Consider the following 23245-nt stretch of genomic DNA (forward strand, 5'->3'; position numbering starts at 1 on the left):
ATGGGAATGGACCTTGCCCCCAGTAATGGCCGCCGCAATCGCGGCCGTGCACCCATGTCAGAGATTAACGTGACACCTTTTGTCGACGTCATGCTGGTGCTGCTGATCATTTTCATGATCACGGCGCCCCTGCTCGTCACTGGCGTGCCAGTAAAACTGCCGGAAAGCCGCGCCAATGCACTGGACCAGGATCAGGAACCAGTGCAGATTTCCATAGATGAAGAAGGCCGGATATATCTGGGTGAGGAAGAAATGAGCCGAAATGCCTTGGCAACACGGTTAAACGAAATAGCGGCAAACCAGAACGCGCAAGACCCCCGGCAGATCATGCTGCGCGGCGATGAAACGCTGGATTATGGCCTGATCATGGCGGTCATGGGAGAGCTCAACCGGGCTGGTCTCAACCGTGTGTCTTTAGTCACAACAGGTTCATCTGAGTGAAATTAGAAATTAAAGGCTGTTATGGAAAGAGCTGAAAAAATTGGCTTGGGCGTCGCGGCTGGCGGGCATATTGCCCTGTTCGGCCTATTGTCGCTCAGCCTGCTATCCCAGCCGGACGACGCCTATAAGTCAAAGCCCATAGAGGTCATGATTGCCGATGAGGTTGGCCTCGAAAGCGCGTCTCCCAATCCTGCTCTGGTCCCGCCCGCCACCAGCATAGCGCCCGAGCTCGGTGATCCTGAACCAGCTGAACTGAGCCAACCTGCTCCTGCAGAACTCGCGCCCGCGCCGGAGGTCAAACCGACGCCGCCGCGTGAAAAACCAGCTGCAAAACCCAAACCAGACCCTGCGCCCAAGAAAAAACCCCGGGGATCGCGCCTTGGCAAGGATTTCCTGAAAGGCGTTACCGATCAGTCATCGGTCAGCCGAAACCAGAATATCGCTGCGGAAAAAGCATCATCCAGCGCGGTTGCTTCATTGCAGCGGGAACTGCTCCGGCAGGTCAAACCCCATTGGAAACCTCCAACCGGCGCTGATGCCGAAAAACTGCGTACAAAGGTCACCGCACGACTGGACCGCAGCGGCAATATTGTCGGCACGCCATCGGCGACTACAACAGGTATAAACGCCAGCAACCGGTCTCAGGCCGCGATCCATAAGGAGCGTGCGATTGCCGCAGTAAAACTGGCGGCGCCCTTCAAGACATTTCCCGAGAAATATTATAATGAATGGCAGGTAATCGAGCCTGTCCTCTTCCTTGGCGTATAGGCTCGGTTACCAGGAGAATATGATGGCTATAACGGCCCCAAAGCGTATCGAATCATGGCTTGTCGCCTTTACCTTGCTGATTGGCTTGGCGCTGCCTGCACAAGCGCAATTGACCGTCGATGTCGAAAATACCGCTGCGGATGAATTGACCATTGCCGTGCCGGGCCTGCCAACCCCCCGGAGTACCGAAACCCCAGCTGGCACCACCGCTGAACTGGGTAACAAGATCAGCGATGTGATCGTCAGCAATCTGCGCTCCAGCGGCCTGTTCAAACCGCTTGGCCGTAATCGGGTACGCGGGATCAGTTTTGCCGAAGTGACATCGCCGCAATTTCCTTATTGGAATGGTACGAATGCCTCGGCGCTTATCCAGGGTTTTGTCCGCTCCAATGGCGATGGCAAGCTCACTGTAGGCTGTTATCTCTATGACGTGGCGCTCCAAACAGAACTCACCCGGACAGGCTTTGTGGTCGAGCCCGGTGATTGGCGGCGCGCGGCGCACAAATGTGCGGACAGCATCTATTCCCGCCTGACCGGTGAATCGCCATTTTTTGACAGCAGGATTGCCTATATTGCGGAGACCGGTCCCAAGGGTAACCGTCGCAAAAGACTGGCGATCATGGATAGTGACGGGGCCAATCACCGGTTCATTACCAATGGCCAGGCCACGGCCCTGACACCGCGCTTTTCGCCGGATTACTCCAAGATCGTTTATCTCAGCTTTCTAGATGGCAACCCGCGCATCTATGTCTATGAAATCGGGACTGGCCGGCAACGCCTGATTACCCAGAGTACCAACCCGACTTTTGCGCCGCGCTGGTCACCGGACGGGAAGTGGATACTCTATTCCATGGCAATTGCCGGCAACACCGATATCTACAAAGTCTCTTCACAAGGCGGCGAGCCCAAGCGCCTGACCTTCTCGCCCGGCATTGATATTGGCGGCAGCTTCTCCCCCGATGGCAGCCGGATCGTATTTGAAAGCGACCGTTCGGGCAGCCAGCAGCTATATGTCATGGGCGCCAATGGCGGCAATGAACGGCGGATCAGCTTTGGTGGCGGGCGCTATGCGACCCCCGAATGGAGCCCTCGCGGGGATTTGATCGCCTTCACCAGAATCGCCGGCAATTTCCGTGTCGGTGTGATGACACCCAGTGGCGGCGGACAGCGTCTGCTCACCAACAGCTGGCAGGACGAGGCCCCGACATGGGCACCCAATGGCCGGATCATCCAGTTTTTCCGAACGTCGCGCGGCTCAGGCAAGACCGGCATATGGCAGGTTGACCTCACCGGTAGAAATGAACGGCAATTGCCCACACCGGTCGATGGTTCCGATCCGGCCTGGGGACCATTGCTGCCTTAAAACAGGATTAAAAAGTAAGACAAGTCACTGAAAAACGATTATAACTGGCCCAAGGGCAAATAAGACTAGGAGCAGAAATATGATAAGATATGCTACCCCCCTCCTGATTACCTCCAGCCTGATTCTGGCAGGTTGCGCCAAAAAACCGCCGGAAGAGCTGCCACCCGCTCCGGCTGGAACGAGCACTCCGACACCTCCGCCGCCATCTGGCCCAGGTTATGCGCCGGGCTCTCAGGGTGATTTCCTGGCAAATACAATGTCGGACCGCATTCTGTTTGATACGGATCGCTATAATGTCGACTCACAGGATCAAGTTGTCCTTCAAAGTCAGGCACAATGGCTGGCACAGCATCCCAATGCACGGATTACAATTGAAGGTCATGCCGACGAACGCGGGACGCGGGATTATAACCTCGCCCTTGGTGAACGCCGCGCCAATGCAGCGAAAAACTATCTGGCATCCCTGGGCGTCAGTCCCACCCGCATGACGACGGTCAGCTACGGCAAGGAACGCCCCGAAGCCTTGGGCTCCAACGAAGCGGCATGGGCGCAGAACCGCCGCGCGGTAAGCATTGTGGTGCAATAACCCCAATCACATACCAATAAAAAAGGCCGCTAACCCGATAGGGCAGCGGCCTTTTTTATGTCTTGTGTAAAGGTTTATTTCCGGGTGCCGGTCATCGCCATTTCACCGAAAGCACCAGCATTGACTGAACCTGTCAGCGTATCGCCGTCGATGGTCGCTGTGCCTTCCAGTTTCATCGGCATAGGTACGGTCATGTTCATAACCCAGGTCAGCGTATTGCCGTCAACCTTACCATCTTCCAGTTCCATGGATCCCATGGCGCCTTCATTGGTGCCGGTGAACGTGTCGCCATTGGTGACGATCGTCACGACAGAGGCCTGGTCACCCATAGGGGATTTGGTTACGCAATCATATGAACCATCGATAGACATATTCTTCTCCTTTTAAATCAAAGCTCTGAATCAGCGATCAGTCTTGGCCGACTGCCGAATCATTTGAACTGCCTGCCTTACTAACATCGGTGTTACCAGCTTCATAGCCACGATATTCGATTGGCATGTTAAGGGCTTCCAGCTGGGTCTTGATCTTGTCCGCATCTCCAACAATCACCCAGGTAAACCTGTCGGGGTCAATTGCTCCAGCCATCGCTTTGTTGAGATCATCGGCGGTCAAGGCCCTGTAGCGATCTGCCACGGTTTCGGCATAGTTGGACGGGCGCTTGAACATGACATCGCCCTGCATTTGTCCGAGCACGCGTCTCGATTGCTCGAACTGTCCCGGCAACTGGCGGACATTGCCATTGACTGTCCGTTCCAGCTCCGCCTGCGTGACACCATTGTCACCCAGGAAACTCTTAACCTGGCCCATGATAGCGGCAACAGCGGGACCGGTCTGATTGGTCTGCACCGGCGCACGCATGATATAAGGTACGTCATGCTCACCGCGCAAAATGGTGTTACGCGTGCCGTAGCTCCAGCCTTTCGTCTCACGCAGGTCCATGTTGATCCGCGACAGGAAATTCCCGCCCAGAACTTCATTGGAGGCATTCAGGGTCAGCAAATCATCAGTGCCCTTAAACGGCAGAACCTGACCTGCAAGGATCATTGATTGCGGGCTATTGGCCCGGTGAATAACCACGATCTTGCCTTGCGCTTCCGGAATCGCGGCATCGAAATTTTTGGCCGGAGCAGCCTGTCCCTCAGCCTTCCACTGACCAAAGCGCATTTCCAGCTTGTCGAGCAATGCCTGCTTATCAATCTGGCCGACGGCAAATATCGTAGCATTTTCCGGACGCATCCAGCCTTTGTGGAAATTCACCAGGTCATCCCGGCTGATCGCGGCGACGGATTGCTTCGTGCCATTGCCAGAAAGGCCGCGACCATAAGGATGGGTGTCGCCGAACAGAAGCGGCGGCAAAGCATTGGTCGCTATGCTGCGCGGGTTGCTTTCTTCACGGTCAATGGCAGTCAGCTGCTGCACCCGTATGCGTTCGATATCGTCTGTTTTGAAAGCAGGGTTTTTGACAATGTCCGCCATCAGATCGAGTGACGCATCAAGATTGGGATTAACCGCGCTCAAACTGACATCCGTGCGATCCCGTCCGCCGCCGACACTGACATTGGCCCCTAGCCGTTCTTGCTGCTCGGCAATCTGCACCGAGGTCAGGCTGGTCGTGCCTTCCTCCATCATCGCTGTGGTGAAGTTTTGCAGGCCAATCTTGTCGGCAGGATCAGCAGAAGCCCCGGCATCAAAAGACAGCGTCACACGGGTCATTGGAACCGCGTTGCGCTGAGCGAAATAGACTTTGATGCCGTTGGACAATGTCGCTGTTTCGACATCGGGGAAATCAACGTTCGGAATCTCTCCAACCGGAGGAAGCGAGGATCGATCAACTGGCTCGCGTACAGCATTCTCGCCACCGTCCTGCATGTAAAAGGCAGGAGCAGTTAGCGTTCCGGTTCGCGCGCCTTTACCGGACTCTACTTCCTGATAGGCCTCCCGCTCGCCCGGCACCACACGAATACCGACCACCGGCCGGGTTAGCCATTTTTTCATTGCTGCCGTCACCGATTCCGGGGTTGCAGAAGCCAACCGTTCCAGTTCCTTTTTATAATATTCCGGGTCATCAGAATAGAGCTCGCCCTGCGCCAGTGCCGTCGCTTTGCCGTTAAATCCGCCAACCTGCTCCAGCCCGGCAATACGGGCAGCGGCATCTCGCGTCGCAACCCGCTGCACTTCATCTGCCGTCGGTCCGTTCTCAATGAAATCGGCGATAATCTCGTCCAGCCGCTTGGCAACCATGTCTGCATCTTCACCGGGCTTCACATCCGCCTGAATATTAACGAGACTTCCGTGCACGAACGGAATCACAAAGGCAGATACTGCCACCGCGTTTTTCTCTTCCCGCACCATGATATTGTCGAGACGCGAACTTGCCAGACCGCCCAGCACTGTCATGCCGACATCCAGCGGCGTGTAGTCCGGATCATTCAGACCCGGAACGATCCAGTTGCGATAGATACGCGTCGTCGCAACCTTGTCCTTCATCACATCGAAAACCGGTTCATCCAGGGTTGGCAATTCCGGGCTCAGCTCCGGAATCGGTTTACCTTTTGGAATAGCGCCGAACCATTTTTCGACCATAGGTTTGGCGGCCGCTACATCAATGTCGCCGGCCAGCACCAGAATCGCATTATTCGGTCCATAATGATCAATAAACCATTGCTTCATGTCGTCGAGAGAAGCGGCTTCGAGATCTTCCAGTGATCCAATGGTGCTATGTCCGTAAGGATGGCCCTCTTCGGGAAACAGCAATTCTGTCTGCCGATAGCTGACCAACCCATAAGGCTGGTTATCACCCTGACGCTTCTCGTTGGAAACCACGCCAATCTGATTGTCGAGCTTCTCTTGCGTGACCGCGCCCAACAAATACCCCATCCGGTCGCTTTCAAGAAACAGTGCGACATCAAGGGCAGATTTGGGAACCGTCTGGAAATAGTTGGTCCGGTCCAGCCAGGTCGTCCCGTTCAAATCGGTCGCGCCAATTTGCCGCAGCGGCTCAAAATAGTCACCCGGTGCGTTTTCAGAACCGTTGAACATAATGTGTTCGAACAGGTGGGCGTAACCCGTTTTGCCCTTGGGTTCATTGGCAGAGCCAACGCCATACCAGATGGAGACCGCCACGATCGGTGCCTTGCGATCAGTGTGGACCAACACCTTCAAACCATTGTCGAGGGTAAATCGTTCATAGGGAATATTGACCGCATCAACCAGCTGGCCAACCGGCGCAGGCGCGGCGCTGCTATGGTTTTCGGCATAGGCTGGAGCGGCAAAGCTCAGGGCGGTCGACGTGAGTGCAATCGCAACCGTGCGGGAAAAGCGTGACATCCGGAAATCCTCTTCAAAATATTATATCATTGGAAACTACTATGGGCAGGCGGACTTGTCGCGCAAGTCCTGATCGATCTTCGACAAACGGCCGACCTCAATCGACCAACAACAACGCTCACTAATAGTCTATTTCTTTTTCCAGCCCCAGAACAGATGGCAAGGCAATATGTTCCAGACGGAATAGCCATCGTCTATTCGGTCAAAATGAGGCGCCATGAAATCGCGCGCACGTTTGACGAATTGATAGACCAGAAAAGCCCCGCCCGGGCGCAACGCTGCATGGGTTTCTTCCGCTATTTTAGGTCCCAACTGATTGGGCAAGGTAGAAAACGGTAGGCCGGACAATATGTAGTCCGCCTTGTCGTGACCAAGATCGTTCAATATCTGCTGCACATCCGCTGCCGATCCGTGAATGGGATAGAAACGGCTGTCGCGAATGCTCTTGCCAAGATATTCGATAAAATCCGGATTAAGGTCGATGACTATCAATGTGGCATCCGGCTTCATGCGTTCCAGCACCGGCCGACAGAATGTACCAATGCCGGGCCCATATTCGACGAACACATCACATTCATTCCAGTCAACCGGTTCCAGCATTTTTTTGACAGTTGCGGCCGACGAGGGAATGATCGAGCCGACCATGACAGGATGCTTCAGGAAACCTTTGAAAAACACGCCCCATGCACCGAAGGTCCGGGCTGCACGCAGCTTGATTCGTCCCCATAATGGCGCTTTTGCAATGGTATTGGTCAATCAGACTCTCCTGCTATCATCCCGCTGTCTTATTAAGCCATAACAGTATCACATTCAAACATCTTCGCGCTTGTCCGGGGCGGGGAGAGGTTTAAAAGAGCAATATGAAACTCCATCCTCCTGACTGTATCGCTGTCATCTTTTGTGCCCAGCGCACCAAGGATGATGATGAAGCCTATGAAGCGGCCGCAAATGTCATGAGCAATCTCGCCGCGCAGCAATCCGGATATCTCGGACAGGACAGCAGCCGATCGGAAGACGGCCTGGGAATCACGGTCAGCTATTGGGAAAGTGATGACGCGGCCAGGGCCTGGCGCGATCATCCGGTTCACAGCGCGATCCGCGAACAGGGTCGTGACAAATGGTACGAAAGCTACACGCTCCATGTCGCACGCATAGAACGCAGCTATGACTGGAATAAATCTGGGATTGGAAAAAATAGCGTGCCATAGGGCATGCATGGCTGATTCTCCCGCCCCGCCCGTTGCTGCCAAAAAGCATAAGACGATAGACAATACCCGGATGACGGTATTGTTCGCAGTGATGCTTGTCACGGCTTCGGGCAATACTGCCATGCAATCGATATTGCCAACCATCGGCACGCAGCTGCGCATCCCTGATTTCTGGGTCAGCGCCGCGTTCAGCTGGTCTGCTTTATTGTGGGTTTATACCGCACCCAAATGGGCCCGGCTGTCGGATCATCGCGGGCGCAAGGCCTTGATGCGGCTGGGAATGATTGGTTTTACTGCGTCAATGGCATTGGCAGGACTGGCACTCTTCCTGGGATTGCTCGGTTGGTATAGCGCGCTGTGGACCTTCATCCTGTTCGCCATATTCCGAAGCCTTTATGGTGGGCTGGGCTCGGCCGCACCGCCGGCGGTTCAGGCCTATGTCGCTGCCCGGACTCCGCGCGAGGATCGCACCAAGGCGCTGTCGCTCATTTCTTCATCCTTTGGTCTGGGCACGATTGTCGGTCCGGCCATAGCCCCGTTGCTGATCCTCCCGTTTCTCGGCCTGTCGAGCCCGATGTTCGCTTTTGCGTTTATTGGGATTCTGGTGATGGTTGCGCTGGCACTCAAACTACCCAATGACGATCCCGGATTTGAAGCACGCGGTGTCGTCACCTCCGAACCTTATAGTGCTGCACCCTCGGCAGGCAGCCTCAAAGACGACGACCATGATGACCAGCCGGTGGGCAAGCCAGCGCCAGACAGCATACCGCCGCGGCTTCGCTGGGGCGACAAACGCATCAAACCATGGCTGATCACAGGAATCATGGGCGGCAATGCCCATGCGGTGATATTGGGCGTAATCGGCTTTCTGGTACTCGACCGGCTCGGCCTTAGAGACGATCCGAAAACAGCAATCGAGATGACCGGCATTGTGCTTATGTCGGGTGCGGCAGCAACCTTGCTCGCGCAATGGGGCCTGATCCCACTCTTGCAAATGGGACCGCGATCGTCCGTTTTATGGGGCATGTTGCTCGCTGCTGTAGGCTGCCTGGTCATCGGTGTATCGGGCGATCTTTACGGCATCATAATCGGCTTTGCAGTCAGCTCGCTGGGTTTTGGTCTATTCCGTCCCGGCTTTACCGCAGGCGCTTCACTGGCGGTCCAACGATCGGAGCAAAACGGAGTTGCCGGCATCGTCGCGTCAGTAAACGGCATGGCGTTCATTGCATCGCCGGCACTGGGCGTTTTGCTGTACACCTATATCAGCGCGCTGCCTTTCTGGATCGCAGTCACCATGTGCCTGTTCATCTTTGGCTGGGGCTTCAAAACACTAAAGCTGGATGACGCCGCCTGACGGCCGTCTCGAAAGAGATCTTTGAGCCCTTCCCGTTGCAAATCATATTGCGATAACATGATATTCACTTTTTGCATTTAAGCCGGACAATATAAAAATGTAACTCGAGGGGTCGGGATTTGTCTATTGGCGATGCAAAACTTTTCGCACTTCCTATCGGATTGTTCCTTGCGATAGTGATGACACCGACGGATGCCTTTGAATCATCTGACCCTCCTGCAGAAAAGATTGTTGAGCTTTTTGAAGGCGTTTTACCGAAAACCCTTGATGATGGGACCTATCTAGCCGCGCCACGGGTGGAAGATGACGTTGCAATATTTACCATCAAATCACCACATGACTTTGAAGGCGCATTCACAGCTTCCGAATTTGCCCGGCTCAACAAAAACGCCTTTTGTGCCAATCGAAAAGGCCTCAAGTCATATTTTCGAGAGGGCGGGAAAGCGCGCATTGATGTCAGTCTTTACGGCGGCCCGATACACAAGGGCGAAGTCATCACGCGCTGCTAAGGCGCCTGCTCGATGGACTGACACACCCACAAGCTAGCTGGTCTTCTCTGACCTAAACTTCATGCTTGCTGTCGTTCACCGGCGTCAACATGCCGGGGGCAACAAAACCAATTGGTTCTGCCCGCATTGCATTTTGTTTCAGCTGTGCTTCCATCTTGGAATATTCTTCCTCCATTTCCGGCGTGACCGAAGCGCGGCTATCTTTCAGCGCGCGCACAAAATGCTTCATCGACACTTTTTCAACCAGGCCGCCATGCTCACGCAAGGCATAAAGACCGGCACGGCGCACCAGATCTTCCAGGTCAGCGCCGGAATAGCGCTCTGCGCGCTCGGCAATATCATCAAGGTCGACATCTTTGCCGATTGGCATTTTCGCAGTGTGAATGGCGAGTATCCGGCGGCGACCTTCTTTCTCAGGAACCGGCACATAAACCAGCTCATCAAAACGGCCGGGCCTTAGCAGCGCCGGATCGACCAGACCGGGCCGGTTGGTTGCGCCGATCAAGATTACCGACTGCATTTCTTCAAGCCCGTCCATTTCAGCCAGTATCGTATTGACCACGCGTTCAGTCACTTGCGGTTCGCCCATACCGCGGCCACGCGCGGGCACCAGACTGTCAATCTCGTCAATGAACAATACCGTCGGGGCGACTTGCCGGGCTCGGGCAAAAAGCCGGGCAATCTGCTGCTCACTCTCACCGTACCACTTTGATAAAAGGTCGCTGGATTTCGTGGCGATGAAATTGGCCTCCGCTTCCCGTGCCACCGCTTTGGCAAGCAATGTTTTGCCGGTACCGGGCGGTCCGTAGAGCAAAAATCCCTTGGCTGGACGGATGCCCAGCTTGGCAAAAGCCTCCGGGCTTTTCATCGGCAGCTCGATGCCTTCTTTCAAACGCATCTGCGCGTCATCCAGACCGCCAATATCTTCCCAGCGCACATCCGGTGCCTGCACCATCACCTCGCGCATGGCCGACGGTTGCACCCGTTTCAACGCCTCGATAAAATCATCACGGCGCACCACCAGTTCCTCCAGGACTTCCGGCGGAACGGTCTCGGACTCCAGGTCCAGTTTCGGCATGATCCGGCGCACAGCTTCAATGGCCGCCTCACGCGTCAATGCCGCCAGATCAGCACCGACAAAACCATAGGTTGTGCGGGCCAATTCCGTCAAATCGACCGCTGGCTCCAGTGGCATGCCGCGGGTATGGATGCCCAAAATTTCCTTGCGGCCACGCAGGTCCGGAACACCGACGATAATTTCCCGATCAAACCGGCCCGGGCGGCGCAATGCCTCGTCAATCGCTTCCGGGCGATTGGTCGCTGCGATCACGACCAGATTGAGGCGCGATTCCAGCCCGTCCATAAGCGTGAGCAATTGAGCGACCAGACGCTTTTCCGTCTCGCCCTGCACTTCGCCGCGCTTGGGAGCGATGGAGTCAATTTCATCGATGAATAATATGGAGGGCGCGGCCTTTGTTGCGGCTTCAAAAACCTCGCGCAGTTTCTTCTCTGACTCGCCATAGGCAGAACCCATGATTTCAGGGCCATTTATGAGGAAAAACTCGGCATCACTCTCATTCGCCACAGCACGGGCAAGCCGTGTCTTGCCAGTCCCCGGAGGACCATGCAGCAGAACACCGCGTGGCGGATCAACGCCGAGCCGGGTGAATAACTGTGGATAGCGCAGCGGCAACTCGACCATTTCACGCAACTGGTCAATTGTCTCGTGAAGCCCGCCAATGTCATCATAAGTCACATCAGCCCGGCGATGCTCGGTTGATTCTTCATATTCAGGGCGCAGCTCAACTTCGGTATTCTCGTCAATATGCACAAAGCCCTTGGGTACGGTGGACACAACCATCAAACGGATCTGGGTGAGCGAAAAAGCCGGTGCAGCCAGCATCTGTTGCAGCTGCGGCGGCATATCGCTGCGATCAACCTGTTGCTGGCCATGAGTCGCGACAAAATCACCGGCATTTAATGGCCGCCCCATGAAACTGCGTTTCAGGCCGGCACCGCTACCATGCAGGCGCAGGTCTTTTTGGGCCGGTGCGAAAATGACTTTCTTGGCCGGTTTCGATTCAACCTTTCGAATTTCAACAAAATCACCCGAGCCCACGCCAGCATTAGCCCGCTGCAAACCGTCAAGCCGCACAAAATCAAGCCCTTCATCCTCGGGGTAGGGCAGAACTGCACGGGCGGGGGTTGCCTGTTTTCCGCATATCTCAACCACGTCCCCTTCCATCAGGCCCAGTTTGCTGAGATTGTCCCGCGACAAACGCGCGAGCCCGCGGCCGCTATCTTCCGGCCGCGCATTGGCGACCTGCAGCTTTATCATCTGGGAGTCGGATTCAGCGTCAGATTTGGATTCGGATTTGGGATCAGACATAGGGGGATGAACTCCTGCCACTTTTATTGTTTCCAACAAGATAGGGAGGCGGTCGTCATTATGCGACCCCGTATTTACCTCAAATCAGGCCAGCAAGATAAGAAGAGCCGGATTTCAGGCAAAAAAAGGCCAATCCCGAAGGACTGGCCCGTAAAAGTTTTTAGGAGAGGATGCCTGAAAGGCGAGTTCTATTTGGGCGAGAATCGCTTATGTTGCAAGTGCGAAAAAAACATTGTCAGTTGCATAATGTGCAACCTATTAATTATGCTAGCGACGCGATTTAGCCAATCTATTCACCTTTAGTGCAATTTTGCGTTGCACAATTCGCATTTAGCCGCAATATCAACAACACCATGCGACGTCTCCCTCCCCTACGCGCCTTGGAAGCCTTTATCCGCGTCGCACGACTCGGCTCATCCAAGGCGGCTGCAGCAGAACTGGCTCTTTCTGCCCCGGCGCTAAGCCGCCGAATCAAATCTCTTGAGGATCATATCGGCAAGCCCCTTTTTGAACGGCGTAATCAGGCAATGATCCTGAACGACGATGGCGAGGTACTGCTCAATGCGGTGGCGCCAGCTATGGAAACCATTGGCGAAGCGGTTGATCAAATGACCGTCAGCGGCAGCGATCTTAGATTGCGACTTGGTGTATTGCCGCTTTTCGGAGCAACGCGTCTCTTGCCACGCTTGCCGGAACTGAGAAAACTCTATCCCAAGCTGCATATTGATGTCGACACTTCCACCCATGCAGAAAATATGCTCGGTGACGTAATTGATGCGGCGATAATCATTGCGGATCATGTCGATCCCAATCTCTATGCCGTGAAGCTGGACAGCAACAAAGTATATGCCATTGCCGCAACAGAACTTGTCAACGGCCCCAATGCCATAAAAACACCGCAAGATCTGAAGGATCACAACATATTAATCCACAGCGACATGGCCAAAGCCTTCGATCGCTGGAAAGAAGCTGTCGGTTTGCCAGATCTGGACCCGGCCAGCGTCGATCAGATGAATAGCGGTCCGTTAATGCTGGAGGCGGCCGCCCAGGGCCTGGGTGTCGCCATCATGCATGGCGGTCATTTCTCCGATGCCAATGACCCCCGCCTCGCCCGCTTGTTCGATTATGATATCGACAGTCCTTACTCCTATTGGTTCGTCTGCCGCAAACGGGACAAGAAAAACCGGGCTGTGCGAATTTTTCATGATTGGGTCCTAAAAGCAGGGCTTTAGGCGACGAAGCGTGCCTGTTTGGCCGCTGGATGCTCATGACATTCATGTTATTTTCTGATAAAAGAACAGAATCGTCACGCTGTATCGACATTTTTTGTCGTAAAACCAAATATTGGGGAAATATAATGCTGCGGAATTGCAGTATAATATTGACCGATTAAAATATTGGAGAAAATGCATGCGTTTCAAGACTTTGGCTACCTTATCCGCTCTATCTCTTTCGACGGCGCCTGTTATGGCGCAATCACAGGCGGTCGCCCCTATGACCAGCGCAAGCGTAGAGCGTGTTTCCGCGACTCAGGAACAAGCCAATAATTTAGGGGGCGGCAGTGATACCATCATTGCCGTGCTAGCCGGCGCCATTGCAGTCGGTTTTATAACGCTCACCATAATCAATAATGATGATGATGACGATACACCCACAAGCCCCTGACAAAAGTGGAATCTGATTTCACTTTACACCCGCGATAAGCAATCAAGATCAGGCCCTTCTCAAGGGCCTGATTTGCGTTGACAGAGCGGTCTTTTACTTGGCCGCCAGTTTGCTCAATATATCAGATGCAAATATACTCAGCGTATCGTCGCGGGCACCCATGATGACGATGCGATCTCCCGGTCTCGCAATTTCGACTAAATGCTCTCCGCAGTCCTCCCGATCCGCTATGTGCTTTGCGTTACCGCCAGCCACCTTGACCGCATCGGTAATGGAATTGCTGCCGATGCTGCGATCGACAGTACCGCCAAAGTAAACAGGGTCGCACAGGATCACGCGGTCATCCTCATCCAACAGCTCTGCAAATACATGGGCCAGTTCGGCACCCATCTTGTGTATCGGCCCAAACCCGTGTGGCTGGAAAAAAGCGATGATTCGGCCCGGGAATGCTTTCACCGTTTTGATCGTAGCCGCGATCTTGTCGGGATTATGCCCGAAATCATCGATAACGCTTATGTCATTTGCTGTGCCAACAACATCAAAACGTCGCGCGAGGCCTGAAAAGCTGGCAATGGCGGCGACGCTGGTTGGCACGGGCACACCAATGGCGGACGCCGCCGCTATGGCAGCAAGGGCATTGGCAATGTTGTGCCGCCCTGGTACCCGCATGGTGACAGAAAAACCCTCACCCTTCACGGATAGTGTGAAGCGGCTGCTGAGCGGAGCTTCCTCCACATCAGAGGCCTGGAAATCCGCCTTATCGGAAAATCCGAAACTGATAGCATCACTTAGCTCAAGCCCATCAACCAAGGCCGCCGTTTCCGCATCATCCCGGTTCCAGATGCAATGCTTTGCCTTGCTTGCAAAGTCACCGAAAAGCTGGCGCAATTCCTCCAGACTTTTGTGGTCCAGACTGACATTGTTCAAAACAGCGATTTCCGGATCAAACAAGGCTATCGATCCGTCGCTTTCATCGACTTCGCTGACCATGATGCCGCCATCACCAACTCTGGAGCTGGCAAAAGGCGCGTCGTCCGCGACAAAGTTTTTCATCACTGCGCCATTCATGATCGTCGGGTCCAGACCGGCCTCGGTCAATATCCAGCCGATCATGCCGGTTACGGTCGATTTTCCGCTGGTCCCGCCAATCGCAATGCTGCGCGGGGATGCATTAAACTGCTGCGCCAATAGTTCCGCACGGGTCATGCGGGCGCAGCCGAGGCTGTTGGCTTTGGCGACATCGGGCACCGTGTCTTCAATGGCCGCGGACGCGATCAATATCTGTTCGCCCGAGGTCAGACCGCTGCCATCCTGCGCAAACAGCCCGACACCCTTTTCTTTCAACCATTCAAACTTGGTTGCCAGCCGTCCCTGATCTAATGCCCGGTCCGAACCTGATACGTCTGCACCGCTTTCCCGGACGATCATCGCCAGTGGCAACATACCTGATCCACCGATGCCACAAAAATAATAGGATTTGTCTTTACTCATCATCCCCCGCTATGGCCTCGGCAGCTTTTTGGCAATTATATTGGCGTAAAAACAAGGTGGAGGGGATAAAAATATCGTGGGACAGTTCAGGATCGGCATTTGTGCGCCGTCAACGCCCTTATATAAAGAGGAGGCCGAACAGCTCATCGCCCTCACCAGCCAAAGCCACCCCGAAGCCGAGCTGGTTTTCCACGATCAATGCTTTGCCATTGAAGGGCATTTTGCCGGAAAGGACGAACTGCGATCCGCTGCCTTCCTGTCACTAGCCAATGATCCGACGATTAATGCCATCTGGTTTGCACGCGGTGGCTATGGAGCCGCGCGGATCACCGACGATATTTTAGCGCGATTGGAACCAGCGACGCACGACAAACATTATATGGGTTATAGCGACGGCGGCAACTTGCTCGGCGCTTTATACAAAGCGGGTATTGGCACACAGGCGCATGGTCCGATGCCGGTCGACATGCGGCGCGATGGCGGTATGGCAGCCGTCCGGCGAGGGCTCGACTGGCTGGTGCACCGTGACAAAACCGCGCTGGAACCGCATGTTGAAGCTGGTCAGAAATATGCCGCATTCAACCTGATGACTTTGGCGATGATGGTGGGTACGCCCTTGCTGCCCGATCTTAAAGGCCACGTGCTGATGATCGAGGAAATTGCCGAATATCTCTACGCCTTCGACCGCGCGCTGTTCAATGTCACGACACATCTGGCAGACAAAAGTCTCGCAGGTATCCGCCTCGGCCGGGTCAGCGAAGTGCCGGAGAACAACCGGCCCTTCGGTGAAGAAGCCGAAGAAATCGTCCAGCGCCTATGTGATCGCTATGCCATTCCCTATCTGGGCGGAGCGGATATCGGTCATGATGTGGACAACAAGGTTGTTCCGTTCGGAGTCTTGCCGGCTTGAAACTCAGCCTAAGCTTTTAAATCCGGGTCCAGTTCCAAACCTTCATCCAGCTGCACTCCGTAGCTGTTCAGCATCATCGAAACCTGGGTATATTGGCCAACGGTCATGACCAGATCCATACGCTGTTTCTCGGTGAGTTCAGACAGTGCGGACCAGGTTTCGTCGGTCACAAAGCTGTCGCTCGTCAATTCATCCGTCGCCTGCAGCATCGCGGCTTCCAGAGGCGTCCAGCCCGGTGCATCCGGTCCTTGTTTGATCCGTTCAATCTCTTCATCGGTTATCCCGGCATCTTTACCGATGCGAACATGCTGCGCCCATTCATAACCGGATTTCCAGTTAAACCCGGTCCGCAGGATAATAATTTCCCGTTCACGCTCCGGCAGGCTGTTGTGGCGCGACAGCATATAGCCGCCCCACCACATGAAGGCCTTGAACGCTTTTGGTGCGCGGGCCAGTGTCCGAAAAATATTGAAGACCGGGCCTTGCTGGAAACGCTCGCCCAGCATCGCTTTTTGCTCGTCGTCCATATCCGTATCGGATAGCGGAGCGATGCGAGGCTTACCGAGGCGCATTATTCCGGCGCTTCGACTTCACCGCGCGCGATACGCTTGTCCTGCGTGTTGGTTTCAAAGTCACTTGCATCATGGCGTTCGTGCAACTGTGTTTCCGGTTCGCCATAAGGCCGGTTGACCATCATGCCGCGCTTGACCGCTGGCCGCTCACCCACTTGTGCGGTCCAACGCTGGACGTTTTTATAGTCCTGAACCGAGAGGAATTCACCGGCTTCATAGAGAACACCGCGTGCCAACCCGCCATACCAGGGGAAGATCGCCATATCGGCGACACTATAGTCATCGCCTGCGAAATATTCATTGTCCGCCAGATGACGATCAAGAACGTCCATCTGCCGCTTTACTTCCATTGCATAGCGGTTGATCGGATATTCATATTTTTCCGGTGCATAAGCGTAGAAATGGCCGAACCCGCCGCCGAGGAAGGGCGCGCTGCCCATTTGCCACATCAACCAGTTGATTGTTTCCGCACGTGTCGCGCCTTCCTTTGCAAGAAATTTGTCAAACTTCTCGGCCAAGTAGATCAACATGGAACCGGATTCAAAAAGCCGGGTTGGCGGGGTTGTGCTGTGATCCAGCAATGCAGGAATTTTACTGTTCGGATTGATATCGACAAAGCCGCTGCCAAATTGTGCGCCTTCACCAATGTTGACTAGCCACGCATCATATTCTGCTGCGCTGATTCCGGCTTCCAAAAGCTCTTCGAACATGATCGTGACCTTCACCCCATTGGGTGTGCCCAGCGAATAGAGTTGAAACGGATGTTTGCCGACCGGCAGTTCCTTGTCATGGGTCGGGCCTGCAATCGGGCGATTGATATTGGCAAAACGCCCGCCACTTTCACTATCCCATGTCCAGACTTTAGGTGGGGTATATTCAGCCGGTTTGTCGGTCATTGCTTCAGTCTCCAATTGCCAGTCTATTCTTTCCGCGTGAAACGCGATGTTCTCCCGCGAGTGCCATCAATGTAGCTCAGTTTTTCTTCTGACACGGAATAGAGCAGATAGCAGGTTTGTTTTTCTTTTCCGCGCAAAACGAATGCTTTACCACCCATGTCGGGCACGCGTGTCTTGCAGCTATCGACAAAAATGATCGATACTTCGCCTTGCAGTTCACCATTCCGGAGGGTTTGGAAGCTGCTGCCCTCCACCAAGATAGTATCTGCGGAATTGTTGTCAGACACCCATTGCCCCTGCATGTCGGCAAGGGGACCGGTTTCGGCGGCGGCGGGATCAATGGGTGTCGTTACCTGAATTTCAGCGCTGTCTGATTCATCATCTCCGGCCGCACAGGACACCAGCAACGGGCTGATCAATGCGAGGCCGGAGAGGAAGGCGTTTTTCACAGTTGAGCCGCTTGGCCTTTAGCCCAGTGTCACGCTCTTGATCGAGCCGGGCTCTGCTGGTGGCTCACCCTTGGGCAAGGCATCAACAGCATCCATACCACTCGTCACTTCGCCCCAGACAGTATATTGGCCATCAAGGAAGCCCGCGTCGTCGAGGCAGATGAAAAACTGGCTGTTCGCGCTGTTTGGATCCATTGTACGAGCCATTGAGCAAACGCCGCGACTGTGCGGAGCATCGCTGAACTCGGCCGGAATATCCGGCTTGTCGGAACCGGACATGCCTGTGCCGGTTGGATCACCACCCTGCGCCATGAAACCGTCAATCACACGGTGGAAAACAACACCGTCATAAAAGCCTTCCGATGCCAGCTCGGTAATCCGCTCAACATGGCCGGGTGCCAGATCGGGGCGTAGTTTGATTTCAACATCGCCGGTATTGAGGTGGAGGGTCATTTTTTCATGCGCCATGGGTTGTTCCTTGTGATTTATGTTTCGGTGATAAAATCTATGGCCCTGCATATAGGGGGATCATTCGTAAAAATCACCCGCTGCTTTCGATAAATGTCACAAAAGATTGCAATTATACCGGCACAGCTATTACAAACCCGCCTCATGTGACGCCAATGACCAGAAAAGGGGAGCATCGCCATGACCGAGATGACAGACGCTCCTGAAGTGGAAGATGTTGCACCACCACGCCTGGATGAAGACAACCGCCTGACCGACGAATTTGTCCGTTCAGTTTCCGAGGCGGTGGACGAAGGCAATGCCAATCTCGCGCAGGAACTGGTCAACCCGTTGCACAATGCCGATATTGCCGATCTGTTCGAGTTGATCGACGAGGATGAGCGCGCGCCGCTAGCCGGGGCACTGGGCGATCTGGTCAGCGCCGATGTTTTGTCGGAAATGAACGAGCATGTTCGCGAAGATCTGATCGAGATTCTGGAACCTGGCCAGATTGCAGACCTTACGGAACAGCTCGAAACCGATGATGCTGTCGCGATTATCGAGGACCTTGAGGAAGGCGAACAACAAGCTGTTCTGGCCGAGCTGGATGACGAAGACCGCGCGGTTATCGAGAGTGCCCTTACCTATCCCGAGGAATCCGCAGGCCGCATCATGCAGCGGGATCTGGTCGCCGTGCCAGAGCATATGAATGTCGGCCAGCTGATTGACTATCTGCGCGAACATGGGGACCTGACCACCGAATTCTGGGAAGTCTATGTAGTCGATCCATCCTATAAACCGGTCGGGACCTGTCAGCTTAGCTGGATTTTACGGGTGCCCCGGGACATTGCGGTTGCCGATATCATGAAGCGGGAACAGACCTTGATCCCGGTCGACATGGATCAGGAAGAAGTGGCGCTGCGATTCCAGAAATATAATCTGATCTCGGCTGCTGTCGTCAACGAAGACGGCCGGTTGATCGGCATGATCACGGTGGATGACATCCTCCACATTGTCGAAGATGAAGCCAGTGAGGATGTCCTGCTGCTCTCCGGTGCTGGCGAAGGCGATATTAACGAACCGATCCGCGACAGCTATAAATCACGTGTAAAGTGGTTGATTGCCAACCTCGCCACCGCGATGATTGCGAGCTTCGTAATCTCGATATTCGGCGCCGCCATCGAACAGATGGTCGCACTCGCCGTCCTCATGCCGATAGTGGCCTCAATTGGCGGCAATGCAGGTACCCAAACCATGGCGGTTTCCGTGCGCGCGCTGGCGATGAACGAACTGACCCGGTCCAATACGCGCAGGGTGATCATACGCGAATTTCGCGTAGCAATGCTGAATGGCGGGACGATAGCCGTGCTGATTGGTATCGGTACGGCCCTGGTTTTTAGCAATCCGATGCTCGGCGGGGTCATAGCAGCGGCCATGCTTATTAACATTGTGATCGCTGGCTTTGCTGGGATTTTTGTTCCGGTCATGCTGGAACGGATGAAACAGGATCCGGCATTGGCATCATCCGTCTTCGTCACCATGATCACCGATACAATGGGCTTTTTGGCTTTCCTCGGCCTTGCAGTGGCAAGCGGGATGGTTGGTTTCTAGCGCATGCATAAAATTGAAACAGAGCGGCTGGTTCTGCGCCCTCATATCGCTGATGATTTTGAAGCTTACAAAGCCATGTCGCAGGATCCAGAAGTTATGCGATATATTGGACGGGAGCCGTCGAAAGATGACGAGGCATGGCTTCGTTTTCTGGCGCATTCCGGTCGATGGGCATTTTGCGGTTACGGGCTGTTTGCTGTCATTGAAAAAGAAACCGATCTATATATTGGAGATGCCGGCTTCAGTGATTTCCGTCGCGGCCTGGGCCCGGATTTTGACCCTTTTCACGAGGCTGCCTGGATGTTCTCAACCGCTGGTCAGGGCAAGGGATATGCTTTTGAAGCCATGTCCGCGGCACAAAAATGGGCGGATGAGAAATTTTCTCCGCAAAAAACAGTGTGTATCATCAGCCCAGACAATGGTCCGTCTATAAAACTGGCAGGCAAGCTGGGATATCGGGAGACGGAGATCAGCCGCTACAAGGATAGCGACGTTATAATGTTTGAACGCATCAACCGAAAAAGGTCATAATTCCCGGCCTTCATCCTGAACGGCTTTCGACCAGCCAAGGCTTATAGACCGAAGCAAAATTACGCATATCGGTATAAATGCGATCGCGTCCGCATGGCGCAATCATCTCACAGATCAGCGCATCGAAACCGGGCCGACACTCTTGCCTGACACAGCATAGCATGTTCAGCAGCAACATCTCGTCCGGCATCGTGTGCGGACAACAGGCGCGAGCGATTTTAACGCTTTCTGGCCAAGCTTCGCCAATGGCTTCAACCAGGATTAGAAAACGGTTTGCCGCAAGCTCCCCGCCAAGACGGTCCTGTAAATAGGGACGTGAGTCACGATAGCATTTCTGGCTCATGACCGCGACACGCAATGACATGATGATCCTTGCCTCTGAGGCAGCGAGCGACATTAAGTCGGGTAAAGGCGTTATCAGTTTTGCGAGACTGCCGGCCCTCAGATTGCTTATCTCTGATTTCCCGGTTCCCGATTTTTCCGGCTCCGACCTTCCCGACCATAATCCCATATGCGCTTCTCCTCTTTCAGATAGGATTCTGAATGTATGATATTGATAATCATTTGCAACTAAAATATCGACTATGCGATGAATAGAGCTTTCGAGGCTGCAAGCGGCATCCCAAATCCGAAGGCCGCTTGACTAATTCGGCCGGGCCCCACACATAAGCTCCATGCCGCTCAACATGACCAAAATCGCGTTTCGCAGCGAGAGTCCCGCGACGTTGCGGGCTTGGCTGGAATCACACGCGGAACAGGGTGAGGCCCGGCTGACAACGCGCTACTTGCCCAAGCGTCATGCTGAAATGATCGGTGGATCGCTCTATTGGATTCACCAGAAGAAGATCGTCGGGCGCAGTCCAATTATCGGTTTCATGGAAAATGGCGAAGGCCGCCAATGGATCCGGCTCGAACCCAAGCTAATCGCCGTACAGACCATACCGCGCCGTGCGCATCAGGGCTGGCGTTATCTGGAAGAAAAGGATGCACCGCCTGATTTGGGCGAAGGCGCAGAAGGGGCCGAGGCAATGCCCGCCGAAATGCTTGGCGAACTGTCGAAACTCGGGCTAGTTTAAGGTTCTGAAGGCCAATCGCATATAGCAGCGAATTTTTTCCTGAATAATATCAAAGAGATAACACTTTTCTTGTAAAGCCAATTCCTGCGGAATATTTATTGTTTTTTCATCAACTTAATCGCCAAATGGGATAAAAACGTCATTTTTGCAATGACTTGCATGTCCATTTTTTCCAATTGGCAATCATAGCTTGGCTGTATCCATCCAAGCAGAACGATGACGCGTCCCCCCACCCCCAACTGACGGTCATTGTTCGGAACGACAAACAAGTTTCCCGTCAACCATGGTGACCCGCCATCTACCTGGGAAACGGATGATTCAGTGAGTGTCGTCACATTCACAGAATAACAGGGGAACAGGTCGGAGCGATCCGGCCTGTTTTCTTTTGTACCTGTGGGCCCCGATCACAACATGCCCAATGCACCCCGGCAGCAAACGTGGAGAAGGCATAAAAAAGGCGACCCTCGGGCCGCCTTTCTCGAAACTTGGATATGGTATCGCGGTTTAGCGTTTTGAGAACTGGAAGCTCTTACGCGCTTTCGCTTTACCGTATTTCTTACGCTCAACCTTACGGCTATCGCGGGTCAGGAATCCTGCCGCTTTGACCGTGGAGCGCAGGGCTGGCTCATATTTGGTCAGGGCCTGCGAAATACCATGTTTCACAGCACCAGCCTGGCCGGAAAGACCGCCGCCTTTGACCGTAACATCAACATCATATTGACCTTCACGATCGGTAATCGCGAAAACCTGGTTGAGAACCAGACGCAGGGTTGGCCGTGCGAAATAGGTTTCCTGATCGCGACCGTTGACCGTGATCTTGCCCTTGCCAGGCTTCAGCCAGACACGTGCAACTGCGTCTTTACGACGACCTGTTGCATAAGCGCGGCCATATTGATCCAGCTCCTGCTCGCGCAGTGGCATGGTTGATACGGGTGGCTCAGCTGTATCGGTTGCGCCGCCTTCAGCAGCAGGCGCATCGGTTACGGCGTCGCCGGCAATTTCTTTAAGATCAGCGAGATCGGTTTTTACATCAGACATTATGCGCTCACCTTGTTCTTGCGGTTCATGGAAGCCACGTCGAGCGGCTGTGGGTCTTGGCCAGCATGGGGATGCTCGGTGCCATTGAAGAGGTGCAGGTTACGCATTTGCGCAAAGCCCAGCGGGCCTTTTGGAATCATGCGCTCAACCGCTTTTTCCAATACGCGCTCAGGAAACTGACCTTCGAGGACTTTTTCCGCTGTGCGCTCTTTCAAGCCGCCGGGATAGCCGGTGTGCTTGTAATAGATTTTGTTTTTGGTCTTGTTGCCAGTGAACTTCACTTTGCCAGCATTGATCACGATGACATGATCGCCGCAATCCACATGCGGGGTGTAGCTTGGCTTGTGCTTGCCACGCAGGATGTTGGCGATGATCGTGGCAACACGGCCAACAACCAGATTTTCGGCATCAATAATATGCCATTTCTTTTCGACGTCTGCGGGTTTGACCGACTGCGTCTGTTTGGTGATACCCTTCATGGGATTTACTCCTTTGGAGCCCTCTTTTCAGGAGAGCGACGAATCAAAATGATAAAAGCCGAGCGCAAAGCCCGGCCGATGCGGCGCTAATGACCATGTTTCCGCCTCAAGTCAAGCGAAACTGCGGCTTTGCTG

25 protein-coding genes are annotated in these 23245 nt (G+C 54.2%); 13 read left to right on the forward strand and 12 right to left on the reverse strand.

Annotated features, from left to right (window positions below; all coding sequences use genetic code 11):
* The 4 genes from tolR (at position 1) to pal (ending at position 3158) form a co-directional block, all read left to right on the forward strand.
* Positions 1-441, forward strand: a complete 441-nt coding sequence (gene tolR, locus AC6I9Z_RS00740; protein WP_461457916.1) for a protein TolR — start codon at positions 1-3, stop codon at positions 439-441.
* A 21-nt stretch (positions 442-462) separates the two neighbouring features.
* A complete protein-coding gene (tolA, locus tag AC6I9Z_RS00745; protein ID WP_109354277.1) occupies positions 463-1209 on the forward strand; it encodes a cell envelope integrity protein TolA in 747 nt (248 codons plus the stop codon).
* Positions 1210-1231: 22 nt separating this feature from the next.
* Positions 1232-2572: a Tol-Pal system beta propeller repeat protein TolB gene (gene tolB / locus AC6I9Z_RS00750; protein WP_461457914.1), complete on the forward strand. Its 1341-nt coding sequence runs from the start codon at positions 1232-1234 to the stop codon at positions 2570-2572.
* An 82-nt stretch (positions 2573-2654) separates the two neighbouring features.
* Positions 2655-3158, forward strand: a complete 504-nt coding sequence (gene pal, locus AC6I9Z_RS00755) for a peptidoglycan-associated lipoprotein Pal (RefSeq protein WP_461458240.1) — start codon at positions 2655-2657, stop codon at positions 3156-3158.
* 74 nt (positions 3159-3232) lie between these two features.
* On the opposite strand, the gene AC6I9Z_RS00760 is transcribed toward pal, so the two are convergent.
* The 3 genes from AC6I9Z_RS00760 to AC6I9Z_RS00770 all read right to left on the reverse strand — a co-directional run bounded on the left by AC6I9Z_RS00760 (position 3233) and on the right by AC6I9Z_RS00770 (position 7241).
* A complete protein-coding gene (locus AC6I9Z_RS00760; RefSeq protein ID WP_109354279.1) occupies positions 3233-3529 on the reverse strand; it encodes a hypothetical protein in 297 nt (98 codons plus the stop codon).
* Between the two features lie 37 nt (positions 3530-3566).
* Entirely contained in the window at positions 3567-6485 is a 2919-nt protein-coding gene (locus tag AC6I9Z_RS00765) for a M16 family metallopeptidase (RefSeq protein ID WP_461457911.1), read from the reverse strand.
* 129 nt (positions 6486-6614) lie between these two features.
* Complete coding sequence (locus tag AC6I9Z_RS00770; protein WP_461457909.1) at positions 6615-7241, reverse strand: class I SAM-dependent methyltransferase; 627 nt, start codon at positions 7239-7241, stop codon at positions 6615-6617.
* Positions 7242-7345: 104 nt separating this feature from the next.
* Here AC6I9Z_RS00770 and AC6I9Z_RS00775 point away from each other — a divergent pair, with 104 nt between their 5' ends.
* The 3 genes from AC6I9Z_RS00775 to AC6I9Z_RS00785 all read left to right on the forward strand — a co-directional run bounded on the left by AC6I9Z_RS00775 (position 7346) and on the right by AC6I9Z_RS00785 (position 9556).
* Positions 7346-7693 (forward strand): antibiotic biosynthesis monooxygenase family protein, encoded by a 348-nt coding sequence (locus AC6I9Z_RS00775; protein ID WP_461457907.1) that lies wholly within the window; start codon positions 7346-7348, stop codon positions 7691-7693.
* A 7-nt stretch (positions 7694-7700) separates the two neighbouring features.
* The gene (locus AC6I9Z_RS00780) at positions 7701-9047 is read left to right on the forward strand and encodes an MFS transporter (RefSeq protein WP_461457905.1); all 1347 of its coding nucleotides are present in this window, start codon (positions 7701-7703) and stop codon (positions 9045-9047) included.
* A 119-nt stretch (positions 9048-9166) separates the two neighbouring features.
* On the forward strand, positions 9167-9556 hold the full coding sequence (locus tag AC6I9Z_RS00785) for a hypothetical protein (protein WP_461457903.1): 390 nt from the start codon (positions 9167-9169) through the stop codon (positions 9554-9556).
* A gap of 52 nt (positions 9557-9608) precedes the next feature.
* Here the strand turns inward: AC6I9Z_RS00785 and AC6I9Z_RS00790 are convergent, their stop codons facing one another.
* A complete protein-coding gene (locus AC6I9Z_RS00790) occupies positions 9609-11945 on the reverse strand; it encodes a CDC48 family AAA ATPase (RefSeq protein WP_461457901.1) in 2337 nt (778 codons plus the stop codon).
* A 353-nt stretch (positions 11946-12298) separates the two neighbouring features.
* Between AC6I9Z_RS00790 and AC6I9Z_RS00795 the strand changes: the two genes are divergently transcribed.
* A complete protein-coding gene (locus tag AC6I9Z_RS00795) occupies positions 12299-13177 on the forward strand; it encodes a LysR substrate-binding domain-containing protein (protein WP_461457899.1) in 879 nt (292 codons plus the stop codon).
* Between the two features lie 178 nt (positions 13178-13355).
* On the forward strand, positions 13356-13610 hold the full coding sequence (locus tag AC6I9Z_RS00800; protein WP_461457897.1) for a hypothetical protein: 255 nt from the start codon (positions 13356-13358) through the stop codon (positions 13608-13610).
* Between the two features lie 93 nt (positions 13611-13703).
* Here AC6I9Z_RS00800 and AC6I9Z_RS00805 read toward each other — a convergent pair whose 3' ends face one another.
* Positions 13704-15101, reverse strand: coding sequence for a glutamate ligase domain-containing protein (locus AC6I9Z_RS00805; RefSeq protein ID WP_461457895.1), 1398 nt, complete (start codon positions 15099-15101; stop codon positions 13704-13706).
* 76 nt (positions 15102-15177) lie between these two features.
* Here AC6I9Z_RS00805 and AC6I9Z_RS00810 point away from each other — a divergent pair, with 76 nt between their 5' ends.
* Positions 15178-16011 (forward strand): LD-carboxypeptidase, encoded by an 834-nt coding sequence (locus AC6I9Z_RS00810; RefSeq protein WP_461457893.1) that lies wholly within the window; start codon positions 15178-15180, stop codon positions 16009-16011.
* 8 nt (positions 16012-16019) lie between these two features.
* Here the strand turns inward: AC6I9Z_RS00810 and AC6I9Z_RS00815 are convergent, their stop codons facing one another.
* From AC6I9Z_RS00815 to AC6I9Z_RS00830, 4 genes are read right to left on the reverse strand one after another with little or no spacing between them, the layout of a single operon-like run.
* The gene (locus AC6I9Z_RS00815; RefSeq protein WP_461457891.1) at positions 16020-16583 is read right to left on the reverse strand and encodes a carboxymuconolactone decarboxylase family protein; all 564 of its coding nucleotides are present in this window, start codon (positions 16581-16583) and stop codon (positions 16020-16022) included.
* Entirely contained in the window at positions 16583-17479 is an 897-nt protein-coding gene (gene yghU, locus AC6I9Z_RS00820) for a glutathione-dependent disulfide-bond oxidoreductase (protein ID WP_461457889.1), read from the reverse strand. The genes AC6I9Z_RS00815 and yghU overlap by 1 nt, the downstream gene beginning before the upstream one ends.
* Positions 17480-17502: 23 nt before the next feature.
* The gene (locus tag AC6I9Z_RS00825) at positions 17503-17928 is read right to left on the reverse strand and encodes a hypothetical protein (protein ID WP_461457887.1); all 426 of its coding nucleotides are present in this window, start codon (positions 17926-17928) and stop codon (positions 17503-17505) included.
* 18 nt (positions 17929-17946) lie between these two features.
* Positions 17947-18396: a peptidylprolyl isomerase gene (locus AC6I9Z_RS00830; protein ID WP_461457885.1), complete on the reverse strand. Its 450-nt coding sequence runs from the start codon at positions 18394-18396 to the stop codon at positions 17947-17949.
* A 180-nt stretch (positions 18397-18576) separates the two neighbouring features.
* Between AC6I9Z_RS00830 and mgtE the strand changes: the two genes are divergently transcribed.
* Together mgtE and AC6I9Z_RS00840 are read left to right on the forward strand one after the other, a co-directional pair.
* Entirely contained in the window at positions 18577-19986 is a 1410-nt protein-coding gene (mgtE, locus tag AC6I9Z_RS00835; protein WP_461457883.1) for a magnesium transporter, read from the forward strand.
* 3 nt (positions 19987-19989) lie between these two features.
* The gene (locus AC6I9Z_RS00840) at positions 19990-20517 is read left to right on the forward strand and encodes a GNAT family N-acetyltransferase (protein ID WP_461457881.1); all 528 of its coding nucleotides are present in this window, start codon (positions 19990-19992) and stop codon (positions 20515-20517) included.
* 10 nt (positions 20518-20527) lie between these two features.
* Here the strand turns inward: AC6I9Z_RS00840 and AC6I9Z_RS00845 are convergent, their stop codons facing one another.
* The gene (locus AC6I9Z_RS00845; RefSeq protein WP_497811105.1) at positions 20528-20881 is read right to left on the reverse strand and encodes a hypothetical protein; all 354 of its coding nucleotides are present in this window, start codon (positions 20879-20881) and stop codon (positions 20528-20530) included.
* Positions 20882-21191: 310 nt separating this feature from the next.
* Here AC6I9Z_RS00845 and AC6I9Z_RS00850 point away from each other — a divergent pair, with 310 nt between their 5' ends.
* Positions 21192-21593: a DUF1489 family protein gene (locus tag AC6I9Z_RS00850; RefSeq protein ID WP_461457877.1), complete on the forward strand. Its 402-nt coding sequence runs from the start codon at positions 21192-21194 to the stop codon at positions 21591-21593.
* A gap of 504 nt (positions 21594-22097) precedes the next feature.
* Here the strand turns inward: AC6I9Z_RS00850 and rpsI are convergent.
* Entirely contained in the window at positions 22098-22631 is a 534-nt protein-coding gene (gene rpsI / locus AC6I9Z_RS00855) for a 30S ribosomal protein S9 (protein ID WP_109354307.1), read from the reverse strand.
* Positions 22631-23110 (reverse strand): 50S ribosomal protein L13, encoded by a 480-nt coding sequence (gene rplM / locus AC6I9Z_RS00860; RefSeq protein ID WP_461457874.1) that lies wholly within the window; start codon positions 23108-23110, stop codon positions 22631-22633. Before rplM ends, rpsI begins: the two co-directional genes overlap by 1 nt.
* Between the last annotated feature and the right edge of the window lie 135 nt (positions 23111-23245).

It is taken from the genome of Parasphingorhabdus sp. (assembly GCF_059726685.1).

Bases quoted from the DNA above. Each gene is read 5' to 3' on its own strand.
- AC6I9Z_RS00800 (WP_461457897.1), top strand. From the start codon at position 13,356: ATGCGTTTCAAGACTTTGGCTACCTTATCCGCTCTATCTCTTTCGACG.
- AC6I9Z_RS00815 (WP_461457891.1), bottom strand. From the start codon at position 16,583: ATGCGCCTCGGTAAGCCTCGCATCGCTCCGCTATCCGATACGGATATG.
- AC6I9Z_RS00830 (WP_461457885.1), bottom strand. From the start codon at position 18,396: ATGGCGCATGAAAAAATGACCCTCCACCTCAATACCGGCGATGTTGAA.
- tolB (WP_461457914.1), top strand. From the start codon at position 1,232: ATGGCTATAACGGCCCCAAAGCGTATCGAATCATGGCTTGTCGCCTTT.
- tolR (WP_461457916.1), top strand. From the start codon at position 1: ATGGGAATGGACCTTGCCCCCAGTAATGGCCGCCGCAATCGCGGCCGT.
- AC6I9Z_RS00790 (WP_461457901.1), bottom strand. From the start codon at position 11,945: ATGTCTGATCCCAAATCCGAATCCAAATCTGACGCTGAATCCGACTCC.
- yghU (WP_461457889.1), bottom strand. From the start codon at position 17,479: ATGACCGACAAACCGGCTGAATATACCCCACCTAAAGTCTGGACATGG.
- rplM (WP_461457874.1), bottom strand. From the start codon at position 23,110: ATGAAGGGTATCACCAAACAGACGCAGTCGGTCAAACCCGCAGACGTC.
- mgtE (WP_461457883.1), top strand. From the start codon at position 18,577: ATGACCGAGATGACAGACGCTCCTGAAGTGGAAGATGTTGCACCACCA.
- AC6I9Z_RS00795 (WP_461457899.1), top strand. From the start codon at position 12,299: ATGCGACGTCTCCCTCCCCTACGCGCCTTGGAAGCCTTTATCCGCGTC.
- AC6I9Z_RS00845 (WP_497811105.1), bottom strand. From the start codon at position 20,881: ATGTCATTGCGTGTCGCGGTCATGAGCCAGAAATGCTATCGTGACTCA.
- AC6I9Z_RS00840 (WP_461457881.1), top strand. From the start codon at position 19,990: ATGCATAAAATTGAAACAGAGCGGCTGGTTCTGCGCCCTCATATCGCT.
- AC6I9Z_RS00850 (WP_461457877.1), top strand. From the start codon at position 21,192: ATGCCGCTCAACATGACCAAAATCGCGTTTCGCAGCGAGAGTCCCGCG.
- rpsI (WP_109354307.1), bottom strand. From the start codon at position 22,631: ATGTCTGATGTAAAAACCGATCTCGCTGATCTTAAAGAAATTGCCGGC.
- AC6I9Z_RS00775 (WP_461457907.1), top strand. From the start codon at position 7,346: ATGAAACTCCATCCTCCTGACTGTATCGCTGTCATCTTTTGTGCCCAG.
- tolA (WP_109354277.1), top strand. From the start codon at position 463: ATGGAAAGAGCTGAAAAAATTGGCTTGGGCGTCGCGGCTGGCGGGCAT.
- AC6I9Z_RS00780 (WP_461457905.1), top strand. From the start codon at position 7,701: ATGGCTGATTCTCCCGCCCCGCCCGTTGCTGCCAAAAAGCATAAGACG.
- AC6I9Z_RS00765 (WP_461457911.1), bottom strand. From the start codon at position 6,485: ATGTCACGCTTTTCCCGCACGGTTGCGATTGCACTCACGTCGACCGCC.
- AC6I9Z_RS00805 (WP_461457895.1), bottom strand. From the start codon at position 15,101: ATGAGTAAAGACAAATCCTATTATTTTTGTGGCATCGGTGGATCAGGT.
- AC6I9Z_RS00760 (WP_109354279.1), bottom strand. From the start codon at position 3,529: ATGTCTATCGATGGTTCATATGATTGCGTAACCAAATCCCCTATGGGT.